8 protein-coding genes and 1 tRNA gene are annotated in these 12,576 nt (G+C 60.4%); 1 reads left to right on the top strand and 8 read right to left on the bottom strand.

Annotated elements, in window-relative coordinates; genetic code table 11:
• Positions 1–13: 13 nt before the first annotated feature.
• The 5 genes from M3668_RS11140 to M3668_RS07370 all read right to left on the bottom strand — a co-directional run bounded on the left by M3668_RS11140 (position 14) and on the right by M3668_RS07370 (position 10,030).
• Entirely contained in the window at positions 14–1,021 is a 1,008-nt protein-coding gene (locus M3668_RS11140; RefSeq protein WP_251380212.1) for a zinc-binding metallopeptidase family protein, read from the bottom strand.
• 24 nt (positions 1,022–1,045) lie between these two features.
• Positions 1,046–1,927: a DNA-formamidopyrimidine glycosylase family protein gene (locus M3668_RS07385; protein WP_251380211.1), complete on the bottom strand. Its 882-nt coding sequence runs from the start codon at positions 1,925–1,927 to the stop codon at positions 1,046–1,048.
• 522 nt (positions 1,928–2,449) lie between these two features.
• On the bottom strand, positions 2,450–3,244 hold the full coding sequence (locus tag M3668_RS07380; protein WP_251380210.1) for an ABC transporter permease subunit: 795 nt from the start codon (positions 3,242–3,244) through the stop codon (positions 2,450–2,452).
• Complete coding sequence (locus M3668_RS07375) at positions 3,234–4,208, bottom strand: ABC transporter ATP-binding protein (RefSeq protein WP_251380209.1); 975 nt, start codon at positions 4,206–4,208, stop codon at positions 3,234–3,236. The genes M3668_RS07380 and M3668_RS07375 overlap by 11 nt, the downstream gene beginning before the upstream one ends.
• 50 nt (positions 4,209–4,258) lie before the next feature.
• On the bottom strand, positions 4,259–10,030 hold the full coding sequence (locus tag M3668_RS07370; protein WP_251380208.1) for an Lhr family helicase: 5,772 nt from the start codon (positions 10,028–10,030) through the stop codon (positions 4,259–4,261).
• 125 nt (positions 10,031–10,155) lie between these two features.
• Here M3668_RS07370 and M3668_RS07365 point away from each other — a divergent pair, with 125 nt between their 5' ends.
• Positions 10,156–10,743 (top strand): malonic semialdehyde reductase, encoded by a 588-nt coding sequence (locus M3668_RS07365; protein ID WP_251380207.1) that lies wholly within the window; start codon positions 10,156–10,158, stop codon positions 10,741–10,743.
• 83 nt (positions 10,744–10,826) lie between these two features.
• Here M3668_RS07365 and M3668_RS07360 read toward each other — a convergent pair whose 3' ends face one another.
• From M3668_RS07360 to M3668_RS07350, 3 genes are all read right to left on the bottom strand, one after another.
• Entirely contained in the window at positions 10,827–11,618 is a 792-nt protein-coding gene (locus M3668_RS07360; RefSeq protein WP_251380206.1) for a DUF4232 domain-containing protein, read from the bottom strand.
• 7 nt (positions 11,619–11,625) lie between these two features.
• On the bottom strand, positions 11,626–11,946 hold the full coding sequence (locus M3668_RS07355) for a 2Fe-2S iron-sulfur cluster-binding protein (protein WP_251380205.1): 321 nt from the start codon (positions 11,944–11,946) through the stop codon (positions 11,626–11,628).
• Between the two features lie 189 nt (positions 11,947–12,135).
• Positions 12,136–12,208, bottom strand: a tRNA-Arg gene (locus M3668_RS07350).
• Between the last annotated feature and the right edge of the window lie 368 nt (positions 12,209–12,576).

The raw sequence follows: 12,576 nt of genomic DNA, 5'->3' as shown, positions 1-12,576 counted from the left end.
ACCAGCAAAGGTATTAGTCGTGGCCCACATTCTGATTCACCGAATTGTACGAGAGGTTCACCGCATCAGTTGACGTCACGTTACTATCAGCATCGTAAGCCCAATTATCACTGGTCATTTGGTTCTGAGCGTTGAAGGTATCAGCCTCACTGATAATCTGCCCGTCACCGGTGCTCTGCACGGTCTTGATTTTATTACCACGAGCATCATAGGTGTACTCATACTTACCCTCTGGGCTACCCGGGGTATTGACAGTGAGCAAATGCCCCGCAGCATCATAGGCATACGAGGTGACAAAACCAGTGCCGGTGGCCATATTAGCCGTGTACAAGGCCTGAATCTTATCCACCGCGTTAGTAGCATTGACCGGACAAGAACGAGGGTCCACGCCCGGGACGTAGCAGTACTTCTTCTCAGTCAGAGTCCCTACGCCCTTAGGGTTGGTAGAGGTAACCGGTGCGCTTTTGGCTTTTTGCACCTTCTCACCAATGAGATTACCCGGACGGCCAAAGTCTGAATGTTTCCAGACTTCCCAGTTATCAGCGCTAGTATTCGCATCAGCCCCATACCAGGTATCTGCACCCAGCACGCTGGTGCCGTCGGTAACCAGGACGCGCTGCCCGGCGTAGCGGCTAATCTCGGGATGCTCTACTTCACGCAACCAGACATCGAGTTCTGAGTTGAGGCAGATATCCCCGCCCTTGTAGTCCACAATCTTCGCTTTGACGTCGGGGGAGAGGCTGACGTCCACGGTGTCTAGGTGGGTGCAGAAGCCAATGGCTGGGGCTGTAGCGCCAGCAGCCAAGTTGCTGGGTAGTTTTGCGGTGAGCACGCAGGTATCACTGAGGTGTACCTCAGAGGCACCGGCTTCGAGAAGCTCCTTCTCTAACAGGCGGGCCAGATCCCACTGCCCCTGGCTGGTGGGCACGGTGCTTACGCTGGCATCACTCTGCGACGATATAGCGGTATAGCGTAGGAAACGGGTGGCAAGGGCATCTTGAAGGGTAGCTGAAGAAGTCACGACACCAGTGTAATTCACGTCTCTCTAGCCCATGACTTGGCAGCCGGGGCAACGGTAACTGATCCGGTCAACGTCCTCGGTGCGCTGAGTCAGGTGCCCGGGAGTGTAGCGGGCGGCGCCGATTCCGGCATCCGACATGTCCTCGCGCACAATTGAGGCCCCGCACCGGTAGCAGGGGCGGCCGGCCCTGCCATAACACCAGAGTGGGTCGGCACTGGTATGGGTGACGCGGTGGGGTCGTTGGCGGTTGGCCTCTAAAATCAGGCGGGCAATGGTGAGGACGCCGGGTAGATCGGGGACCTGCCCCACCGGGGTTCGAGGGTCCACGCCTGCGAGAAAGAGGGTTTCTGCGCGGTAGATAGTGCCAATGCCGGCCAGGTTCTTTTGGTCTAAGAGGGCAACACCGATAGTGCGTTCGGGACGCCGCAGCAGGTTGGTGGTGGCGCGCTCTAAGGACCAGTCAGGGCCCAGTAGATCAGGGCCGAGATAGGCTAGGCGGCCTGCTTCTTGTTCGGTGGGGTAGACCTCAAGGAGACCCAATGCGAATCCTACGGCAGCAACCGGTGTGCTGCCTCCCAGCACCTGCCCCGAGGCGTCCAGGCGGGCATTAGCTTCGATGAGGGCGCGCACCTGCTCAGCCGGCCGCCGCCACTTCTCCTTGCTACCATCCGGGTTAGTGCCGTAGAGGTGCCAAATCCCCTCCATTTTGAGATGGGAATGAAGGGTGATTTCACCGATGCGGAGCAGGATGTGCTTACCCCTCGCCAGAGCTCCATGGATGGGTTGCCCAGCTCCATCAATCTCGGCAAGATCTGGGAAACGCAAATCAGTTTTGTGGGCTATTCTGCCGGAAAGTCCCCGGTGTAGAGCTTGTGCCTGACGCCATACGGTATCGCCCTCTGGCATGGTTTCTCCTCTGCAGGTAACAGCCTGGTATGCACCAAGGGGTTAGGGTCTTGGGTGGTGTAAAAAAGTAAATTTCATTAAGAACATACTAGTCCGCACGGTAATGCGTGTATAGTATCAATCATGCTACGCGCCCATCCTGGCGGCGGGTAGCCTACCTACCACACCCCCGGAATCTCGGTTGATCCCGGCGCATCTCCCCCCACGAGCGTCATACATCAGCTGGAGATTTCGCTCCCGGGCCGTCCCCCACATTGCGGTCCTTCCCCTACTTGGAGGTCACTGATGGTTCTATTGACAGTCTTGATGGTTATTGTGCTGATGATGTCGGTTGGCGCGCTCTGCGTTCACCTGCATCGTAGTGTACGCGAATTCTGTGCGGGTTACGCAGAAGCAGCAGACTACGTGAGCACCTGGAACAAATGTTCATCGAATCTCCCTGACCGCGGGGTGCAACGCCGGGCCCACTGCTTAATAGAGCCGGCTCGGCACTTTCTTCGCCTTTAGGCCGATCCGGGTGCGCTAGGTGAGGTCACGACGCCTGAAAACTAGCAGTCCTAGAACTATCACCGCTCCCACTAGCAGAGCTAAGTAAAGAGCACCGGCCCCGTCCAAGCCGTGGGTGAGGGGTGAATTCCCGAACGCCCAGTGGTAGGGGGAGAAACGGTGCATCCACTCCCAGTCTGGGTTTTGATGGCCCAGGGCGTTGAGCACATAGCCGGTGACGGCCAGGGCGGCACCCGCGCCGGTGGCTGCTTTGCGTGAGCCCGTCATGGCGCCCACCGAGAGGGACGCGGCTCCGGCAGAAAGCCCCAGCAGCCAGTAAGCGAGCACCATAGGCGCTATATTTTCTAGGTCGATGTTCAGATCACCGGGTACATTCCAGGCCCAGGTGGCAAGGCCTGCGGTGGCTGCCATGGCTGCGGTGCGTATGAGCAGGGCAAGAAGCATATTGAGGTAGTAGCCGCTGCGTGAAACGCTGTGGGCAAGAGTGAGTTCTAGCCGCCCATTTTCTTCTGCTCCGGCCACCGCGCTAGAACCCCAGCTGATGCTGGCGATGGTGATGAGCACAAAACCTAAGAGACCGTAAAGGGTGCTCTGCGCGTAGCCGGCACCGGTGACGATAGCGTCGAAGCCAACCGTTTTGGTCAGGGCTTCGGGCATCTGGCTGACCATGGAGTTGGGGCCGCTGACGAGCCCAGCAATAGACCCGTAGAGGCCCAGGTAGAGGCTGGCGGCTGCCAGCACCCCCAGGCACCAGAGAAACAGCGCCCGCGAGGTGCTGCTCACTTCATTTCTCAGAATTTCAAAGTGCATGGCTACCCCTTTTGTGAGCGGTGACTGAACCAGCAGGTGTGTCTGTGCTGGTGCCGTCCTGGTAGTAGTACAGGATGCTTTCTTCGAGATCAGGCTTTTCAAGGTTGAGTTCTTGCACGGTGTAGGTGCCCAGCAGGGAAAGGAGGGCCGGCACCGGATCACGCAGGGTGCCACGAACCAGGGTGCGGTTGCCCTCCTCTCTAGCCGTCAGGGTGGACGCCGGGAGTTGCCGGGCTAGCTGGCTTCGCAATTGATGTGCCACTAGCCCCTCTAGGCTGGCGTGCATTTGCTGACCAGCGGCGTCCCTCAGCTCTGCCACGCTGGCAAGAGCGAGCAGGCTACCGTCTTTGACCACGCCCACCCGATGGGCGGCATGCTGTATTTCGCTGAGAATGTGGGAGGAGAGAAAGACAGTCTGCCCGCGACCAGCCGCTTCGAGGAGTAGCTCCAAAAAGACCTGCTGGACCAGGGGGTCTAGGCCGCTGGTAGGTTCGTCCAAAATGAGCAGGTCAGGTTGGTGCATAAAGGCCTGAATCAAACCGATTTTTTGCTTGTTGCCCTTTGAAAGTTTTGAAATGGGGCGGTTCAGCTCGGCACCTAACCGGCGGATGAGCGAATCGTGGTAGGCGGAATCAGCCACGGGGTTCAGCGCAGCAAAGTGCTTGAGCAGCCCCTTGCCGGTGAGGGAGGGGGCCGTGAGGAACTCCTCGGGCAGGTAGCCGATGTGCCGGCGCAGGGCGGTATTATCGCGCGGATTTTGGCCCAGCACCCGAATGCTGCCGCTCGTAGGGCGCAGGGCGTCGACGAGCATGCGCATGGTGGTCGACTTGCCAGCACCATTGGGGCCGACCAGGCCAAAAATTTCACCTCGGTCAACGCTAACATTCAGCTGGTTGACAGCGGTTTTTGCCCCAAAACGCTTGGTGAGGTCCCGGATGCTCAGGGCGGTATCGGTAGTCTTCACAGCTACACCTTTCCTCTCTTAGGGTGCGCCTCAACGCACCATCGCGCGCCCTAGTCTCGGCGCATGCGAAGCCCTCGGGGGGTGGGATAAAAACCGGCGGCAAGCAGGGCGGTGCGCAGGGTAATCACCGGGTGCTCGACCAGCTCTCCCTGTGGAGCTTCAGCCCCGGGCAGGGAAGCCGGGGAGTCCAGAATATCCATGCCACCGGCGGTCTCAAGAGCAATTTTGTCGGCGGCTCCTGCCCGCACCAGCTCACCGAGCAGAGGCGCTGCGGCAGCAATGATGGCGGGGGAATCGGTGAAGGGCAGCACCGTTTTAGCGCCGCGTTCTAGGTAGAGAGCCAGCTGACCGTCCACCAGCACCACGCAAGCACCTGCCTTACGACCCGGCCGGTGTTTGACCGGTGTGCGCTCGGAGTCCCAGGGGGTAGCTGCCGGCCAATCCAGGGTGGAGCCGTAAGGGTTAGCAGGGTCAGTGGCGGCCAGTAGGACGGTGCGACGTTTGGTACGCCGCACCGGGGTGTAAACCGGTGAAGCTGAGTTCTCAGCCTGATCAGTATCGGTGGTTACCTCGCCATCCCTGTCGTATTCGCGTAGACGATCCACGGTGCTGGCGCTTGCGAACTGGGCTGCCCCCAGCTGTTCGATGAAGTAACCGCGCCGTGCCAGTCCCTTTTCTTCAGCCACAGAAAGTACCCGGTAGATCCCGGCAAAACCGCCCGGCACATCCTCTACCGCTACCGCTCCACGGGTCAGTACCCCGTAACGGTCCATGAGAAGTTCAGCGCGAGCGTGAGCGGCGACGGTGGAGTCAAGGTCCTCGGTCTCAAGCCGGGACCAGCGGCCAGCGTCCACCGGGGCAGTGGCCGGTGCCGCGGTAGGCCGAGTGCCGGTAGCAACCCCAAACCGGGCACCAGAGAGGCGAGAAGCGCCGCGGCGCATTCCCACGCTGCGAGCGCGGGGAGCAGGCTTGCTCAGCTTATGAGCGGAAGAGCCGCCGGCGAGCATGGCACGCACCGGGGCAAAGGTGTCGTTGGTAGCAAGACCTGCCCAGACCAGGTTCCATAGGGCGGCGGAGATCTCCTTGTCAGGCGGTGGCGTTTCCCCGCTGGCCGTCGCCAGGGCAGTTAGCTGCGCCTGAATCTGGTGGAAGAAGAGCCCCCCAGAGAGCAGAGCGTAGACGGTCTGCTCCAGCGGGTCGAGGGCGGCGAGCGCTTCGGCACGCTCGGCCTCGGTGGGTAGGGTTAGTGCAGCAGTTTCGCCTAGGTGCAGGCTGATCCAACCGTCGTCGCCCGCTAGGGCACCGTCCCCACTCCAGATGATGTCCCCGGCGCTCATGGCTTTATCGAGCAGCGCGGGGGTGTAGTCGCTGATGCGGGCACGCAACACTAGAGCTTCAAGGGCTGAGGCCGGCAGGCGAACCCCAGCCAGTTGGTCCACGACGGTCAGCAGACCATCGTAGCCGCTCAACATCGCCTTTTCATCGCGACGCACGCGCGCCCCACTGGTGGCACCAAAAGTGCCGGGTGCAGCGGTGGTTTCGGTGATTTCCCATTCACCCACGTGCTGCCAGGCGGGCAGGAATCGGGCATAAATATCCCCGGTCACCGGTTCCACATCGGCGCGTAAGGCCGCCAGAGAGCGGGCTCGCAGGGTGCGCAGCACCCCTGAATCTACCCACTCATTACCAGAAGTTTCGGCGGTGCCGGTACGGGCAAAGGCTAGCTCGCCGCGTAGTTCATCGGGTAAGAACTCACCGGAGATGACGCGGCGGTCAGCGGCCAGCGCTCGCAGGGCGCTATCCACAACAGAGACCCCCAGCCCCAGGGTGTGAGCAACCTGGGTGGCGGTGAAGGGGGCATGGGTGCGCGCATATCGAGCTACCAGGTCGGTCAGCGGGTTCTCGACCTGCTCTAAGAAGGCAAGGGGCACCCCAATGGGCAGGGGCACACCCAGAGCGTCGCGCAGGCGGGCGGCGTCTTCAACGGCGGCATATACCTCGCGTTCGCGCAGCCGGAAGCGGAAGGCGCGGTTGGCTGCCACGAGATCTTCTAGGAAGCCGCGGGCGGTTTCGAGGGTGACGGTGTTTTCGGCAGATGCGTCATCTGATGCTGTCTCCGATGCTGGGGTCGGGGAGCTGGCCGCCTCTGGCTGGCGCAGACGGGCGGCGGCATCCTCAGCGCTGAGCGGCCCTAGGAGTCTCAGCAGGTCAGCGGTGCCTTCCACCCCGCGCAGGCGGTAACCGGCAGCGGTGCGTTGCAGACGTTCTTCAGTGGAGCGGATAACATCCACATCCAGTAGCTCGCGCAGCTCGTCTTTGCCCAGGAGTTCTGCTAGTAGAGCCGGGTCTAGTGCCAAGGCAGCGGCGCGGCGTTCGGCCAGCGGGGAATCGCCATCGTAGAGGAACTGAGCGACGTAGCCAAAGAGCAGGGTACGGGCAAAGGGGGTGGGGTTCTCGGTCTCAATTTCAGAAACCTTGACCTTCTTGCTCTCGATAGACCGGTGCAGGTCTAGAAGGGCAGGCAGGTCATAGACGTCCTGCAGACACTCGCGGGCCGTTTCAAGGAGCAGGGGGAAGCTGGGGTATTTACGGGCAACATCTAATAGTTGGGCACTGCGCTGTCGCTGCTGCCAGAGCGGAGTGCGCCGGCCCGGGTCCTTGCGGGGTAGCAACAGGGCGCGGGCGGCGTTTTCCCTGAAACGGGAGGCAAAAAGAGCTGAGTTGCCCACGCGCTCGGTGACGAGATCTTCAAGTTCTTGGGGGTCAAAGAGAAAAAGATCAGCGCCGGGTGGTTCGGCTTCCATTGCGGGAATACGCAGTACGATGCCGTCATCGGCGGCCATAGCTGATGCATTGACTCCGTAGCGTTCTTCGGCGCGGACGCCCACCGCCAGCGCCCAGGGGGAGTGCACCGGCATACCCAGGGGTGAGTGGAGCACCACACGCCAGTCGCCCAGCTCATCGCGGAAGCGCTCTAGTACCAGGTGCTGTTCACTGGGGACGTCCCCGGCAGCTTCGACCTGTTCACGGATGTAAGCCATGAGGTTATCAGCTGCCCAGGCATCCAGCCCGGTTTCGCGGAGGCGAGTGCTGGCAGCGTCCGGGGTAGTTTTGATTTCGGCGGCTAGCTCGCGGGTGAAGGTGCCCAGGGCCCGGCCCAGGTCCACGGGGCGGCCGGGCGAATCCCCGTGCCAGAAGGGTAGGCGGCCGGGGACGCCGGGGGCAGGTGTCACGGTCACTCGGTCGTGGCTAATATCTTCGATGCGCCAGGATGAGGCACCCAGGGCGATGACGTCACCGGCGCGGGATTCATAGACCATCTCCTCATCTAACTCACCCACGCGCTTGGGTGCTTTAGAGTCTTCCGCGCCAGCAATGAAGACCGGGAAGAGGCCACGGTCAGGGATGGTGCCGCCGCTGGTGACAGCAAGCCGCTGGGCGCCGGGGCGGCCCTCGATGGTGCCGGCATCCCGGTCCCACACCACGCGGGGGCGCAGCTCTGCGAACTCATCCGAGGGGTACTTTCCTGCTAGCAAATCGAGGGTCGCCTCAAAGGCAGCTCTGGGCAAGGAAGCGAAGGGAGCGGTGGCGCGTAGTGCCTCAAACCAGGCCTCAACGCTGATGGGGCCCAGGGCGCAGGCTGCTACCGTCTGCTGGGCAAGAATATCCAGGGGGTTGGTGGGAATCGAGAGGGGTTCAATGTGCCCGCCCAACATACGCTGCACGGTGACGGTGGCATTCAGCAAATCGCCACGGTGTTTGGGGTAGAGGTAGCCGCGGGATGTTTCACCCACGCTGTGCCCGGCTCTACCTACTCGCTGTAGACCCGATGCCACCGAGTGGGGGGATTCCACCTGAACCACCAGGTCAACCTTGCCCATATCAATGCCCAGTTCTAGGGAACTGGTGGCGACCACACAGCGCAGCTGCCCTGACTTTAGAGCCTCTTCAATCAGGGTGCGCTGGTCCTTGGAAACAGAACCGTGGTGGGCACGAGCCAGCACAGGCGGCGCCCCGGTAGCGGTGCCCGAAGCCCCCGCCATCTGCGCTGGTGGGCGCTGAACTGAGGGCGACGCTCCAGCCAGGCGGGAGTCATTGGTTTCTAATCGGGCGGGAGCACCTTGAGCCAGTGCACGGGCAAGAATGGCAGAGACTGATTCAGGCTGACCCTGAGCGTTTGTCTGCTCAGAGCCAGACCCCGAATCGGCGCCGCTGACGGTCGTATAGTTTAGTGCCCCGGTGCGGGCATTGCCGGTGACTTCCCCTAGCTGCCCCCGAGCTTCCAACCGTCCGATGTAAATTTCGTTCAGGCGGGCGGTGAGCTTTTCTGCCAGTCCGCGGGAGTTAGCGAAGACGATGGTTGAGCGGTTAGCTTCCACCAGGTCTACGATGCGCTCTTCAACATGGGGCCAGATGGATGCCTGGTAGCCAGAATTATCCCGCGGCTGCTCAGCCGGTGGGGAAGACTCCACCTCTTCGATATTAAAACCGGCAGGTAGGGCACCCGAGGCTGGCTGGGTGAAATCAGAGTCGGTGAGCTTGGGCCCAGCAGAATGAACATCGGTGTCTAGTTCTTCTTCGCCGGGGAAGACTCCCACCGCGTCGAAGAGTGCCCGCTCGGCATCATGAGAGGGGCTGGCTGCTGTGCGAGGGGGCTGGGGGAAGTCATCAAAGAAGCCGTCACCGGCACCCGGTTCTGCTGGGCTGCTACCTGCGCCCTTGCCCACTGCTGGCCCCGTCACAGGCCTGATGCCCAGGGCGTCAGCCAGGGTGATGCCCTGGGGCAGGCTTTCCGCTAGACCCGCACCGGTGGCAGGGTCTGACTCTTGCGCCAGAGAGTCGGTGTGTACAGCCCCGTCATCATAGGTAGGAATAGCGGCTTCATAGTCCCTGACCCTTTTCTGGGTACGTTGGTTGAGCTGGTCTACAAAGCTGGGTTTGGTTGGGGTGTCTGTACCTGCCGCCCCAGCGGTGTTCGAGGCTGAAGAGTTGTTGACGAAGCCGCCGGCGTTAGGGCCGCCTAGCGCGGTCATATCGGGCACCGGCACCGAGACAGTTAGCTCCCACTTCTTTTCAGAGGGTGGGCGCACCACTTCAACGGGTGCGCTACCGCCCAAGAAACGAGCGACGGTTTCTACCGGTTCTACGGTGGCAGAGAGCCCAATGCGTTGGGCGGGGGCGGGGAGAATCTGATTAAGTCTCTCCAAAGTCACCGCCAGGTGCGCGCCACGCTTGGTGCCAGCCACGGCGTGCACCTCATCAATAATGACGGTGTGTACCCCGGTGAGGGTAGAGCGTGCCTTGGAGGTCAGCATCAAAAAGAGGGACTCGGGGGTTGTAATGAGAATGTCCGGCGGGGAGGAAATAAGGGCGCGGCGCTCCTTAGGCGGGGTGTCTCCGCTGCGCACTCCCACCCGCACCTCAGGCGGTTGAACCCCTAAGCTTTTTGCTGTTTGAGCAATACCAATCAGCGGGGCACGCAGGTTCCGTTCTACGTCCACACCCAGGGCTTTGAGCGGCGAGATGTAGAGAACCCTGGTGCCGCCCACCGGTGCAGACGCCGCGCCCCCGCTGCCCTGGCCAGCAGAGCCGGTCTCGGCACAGGCGTCGTTTTCAAAGTGCAACCTATCGAGCGCCCAAAGAAAGGCTGAGAGCGTTTTACCTGAACCCGTGGGGGCAACAATCAGGGCATGCTGACCTGCACTAATAGCCTTCCATGCACCGGCCTGAGCTGCTGTTGGCGCTGAAAACGCCCCGGCAAACCAGGTGCGTGTGGGGGCAGAGAAGTGGGCGAGGGCTTCGTGCGGTTGATCAGCGGTCATTGTCCCATTATCCCGCAGCCCGGTCAGAAAGCACCCTTTGTATGCCAGGTGGCGAGCAACCGGTTCGAAGCGATGGGACGGGTGTAAAATCAAAACCGTAAATATTTTCTTGGTAAAGGAATGTTATGGCGCCATCTGCCTCAGCCCGCGAAGAACTCTTCATCACCCCACGCACCGTCTCTCACTTCACCAATCAAGAAGTCACCGATGAGATGCTGCGAGAGATTTACAACCTCACCAAAATGGGCCCCACCGCTTTCAACTCCCAGCCCCTGCGCATCACCTGGGTGCGTTCAGCAGAAGCCCGCCAGCGCCTGGCTGCCCACATGGTCGATTCTAACCAGGCAAAAACCATCGCCGCGCCCGTGACCGCTATCCTCGGTTTTGACCGCAGCTGGTTCCAGCGCTTTGGAGAGTTCAATCCCCGTTCAGCGCCGAATATGCAGCCCATATTTGAAGGTAACCCCGAGGCAGCTGACGGCACCGGGGCGCTTTCAGCCCATCTGCAGGCAGGCTACTTTATTACCGCCGTCCGCGCCCTGGGCCTGGACGCTGGCCCCATGACCGGTAGCGACCTAGCAGCTATCACCACGGAGTTCCTTGCCGACAAAAACCAGCAGGCCTTCCTCATCGTCAATCTTGGATACGGCATTGAGCCCAGCTACCCCCGCAACTTGCGTTTTGAATTTGAGGACGTCACCGAAACCATCTAGCTTTCCGGGTTAAAGAGCTAAGGGCGGTAAAGCACGAGTGCTTTACCGCCCTTTCGCTAAGACTCATGGTGGCAGGCTTGAGTCTAGGGGTTTGCCCCTACCGCACCCACCGATAGCTGTGAAATCTGGCTGTTAGAGCAGGCTTCTGCGGGGAAGTTCAGCACCAGAGCCTGTGAAGCTCCGGGTGCCTGTACTGAGTACCCTGCCGAAGGCTGGGCTTGGCAACTTTCACCGAAGAGCTGCGCTCGGGTTTCGCGCAGGGTAGCGCTAACGCTCTGGTTAGTGCCCAAGACGGTGCCTGAGGCTGACCATTCAGTAGCTTGAGCTGCACTGGCGCCAATCTGGTGGTTTGAGGCGTCCACATAGTGCACCGATGGGTAGCCACTCATGGTGCAGTCAGACTCGCCAGTGTTGGTGAAGGTGAGCGTGATGTAGCGAGAACCGGCAGCTCCAACTCCTTCGGCTACAGCCGCTGATATGTAGAGCTGGTCGTAGTCGCAGACGGCCACTCCTGCCGCAGAACTCGGTGCCTGGCGCGGAGCTTCACTAGCCTCTTGTGGTGGCTCACCGGTGGAGGCTGGGGTGGGTTCCACGGTGGTCACGGTGCCGGTGGGCACCGGTTGAGATGTAACCTCTGACCCCGGCGCAGGCGTTTTTTCAATAACCTGAGGAGAAGGAGCCGTTGCAGTGGGGCTGGGCTGGGCGCTGGGCGTAACCGTAGCAGTTGGGGTGCTGCTGGGAGCGCTGGTTGAGGACGCTGGGCTACTGGGGCTTACTACTTGTTCCTGGGAGTTAGACTGGGACGCACCGCAGGCACTCAGGAACAAAAGTGCAACCAGACTGCCGAGGGCTGCAATTTTGGGGGATCTGATCATAGGCTGTCTACATCCCGGGTTGCAGGGTGATGTGAGCGCCGTCCATGCCCTCGGAATACTGGGTTTGGCAGCTGAGACGCGAGCATTCGTTGGCGACGTCGTCAATCATATCGAGTAGGTCTTCTTCCGCTTCTTCGCGGGGGAGGGACGCCTCAATGTGGTCGGGGTCAATAAAGGCGTGGCAGGTGGCGCAGGAGGCGTTGCCGCCGCAGGTTGCCAGCACGGGGAAACCGCCAGCGATTACTGCCTCAAGCATGGTCTGGTCTGATTCCCAGGTGAGCTCTTTGGTCTCACCGTTTTCGTCGGTGACAGTGATGTTTACGGTCATCGGTTTACTCCTCGTTTTTAGCGGCGGTCACCGGGCAGGTGGCCGTGTGTCTTCCCTCATTTTATGGGGGGCCAGGGGGCTGGCCCCTATTTTGTGGTGAATGCTACGTTCATGTGTCTCTTTGTATACCGTACATAGAATAATGGGGCACGAAAAAACCGGCCTCCCGAAGGAGACCGGCTTGTGATGTGCGCCCGAAGGGATTCGAACCCCCAACCTTCTGATCCGTAGTCAGATGCTCTATCCGTTGAGCTACAGGCGCATTTTGCATTAGCTGGTTTCATCAACCTGCCTCAGCAACAGGTAATACTTTACGCAGGTTCTTAAAGGTGCGCAAATTGAAATCCCGTGATGGTTGTCTCAGCTGGCTCCTTCGGGATGTAAATTCCTTGAGATTGCAAGGTTTTTGGTGTGAAAATTATTTTTAGAGGGGACTGGGCCAGCAGTTTTCTGTTGCCTGCACCACGTGCTTGAGCGTTAGGCGTCGAAATATTTTGTCAGATGCAGAAAAAAACAATCAATCTGGGTACGCTGGTTACACACGATGAAGTGATGTGTGCACCGCTTGCACGACGCGTTCATTCATATCCATGGGTGGCGCGTTTTCTATTTTTGCCTGTTTGACTACGG

It is taken from the genome of Rothia sp. P100, from assembly GCF_023712425.1.
GTDB classification, from domain to species: Bacteria; Actinomycetota; Actinomycetes; order Actinomycetales; family Micrococcaceae; genus Rothia; species Rothia endophytica.
The sequence above is the reverse complement of the archived record's forward strand: the minus strand, read 5'-3'. Positions and strand labels throughout refer to the sequence as shown.

What these genes read in the sequence shown, in the direction of transcription:
- M3668_RS07370 (WP_251380208.1), bottom strand. Translation starts at nt 10,030, where the DNA reads ATGACCGCTGATCAACCGCACGAAGCCCTCGCCCACTTCTCTGCCCCC.
- M3668_RS07365 (WP_251380207.1), top strand. Translation starts at nt 10,156, where the DNA reads ATGGCGCCATCTGCCTCAGCCCGCGAAGAACTCTTCATCACCCCACGC.
- M3668_RS07380 (WP_251380210.1), bottom strand. Translation starts at nt 3,244, where the DNA reads ATGCACTTTGAAATTCTGAGAAATGAAGTGAGCAGCACCTCGCGGGCG.
- M3668_RS07355 (WP_251380205.1), bottom strand. Translation starts at nt 11,946, where the DNA reads ATGACCGTAAACATCACTGTCACCGACGAAAACGGTGAGACCAAAGAG.
- M3668_RS07385 (WP_251380211.1), bottom strand. Translation starts at nt 1,927, where the DNA reads ATGCCAGAGGGCGATACCGTATGGCGTCAGGCACAAGCTCTACACCGG.
- M3668_RS07360 (WP_251380206.1), bottom strand. Translation starts at nt 11,618, where the DNA reads ATGATCAGATCCCCCAAAATTGCAGCCCTCGGCAGTCTGGTTGCACTT.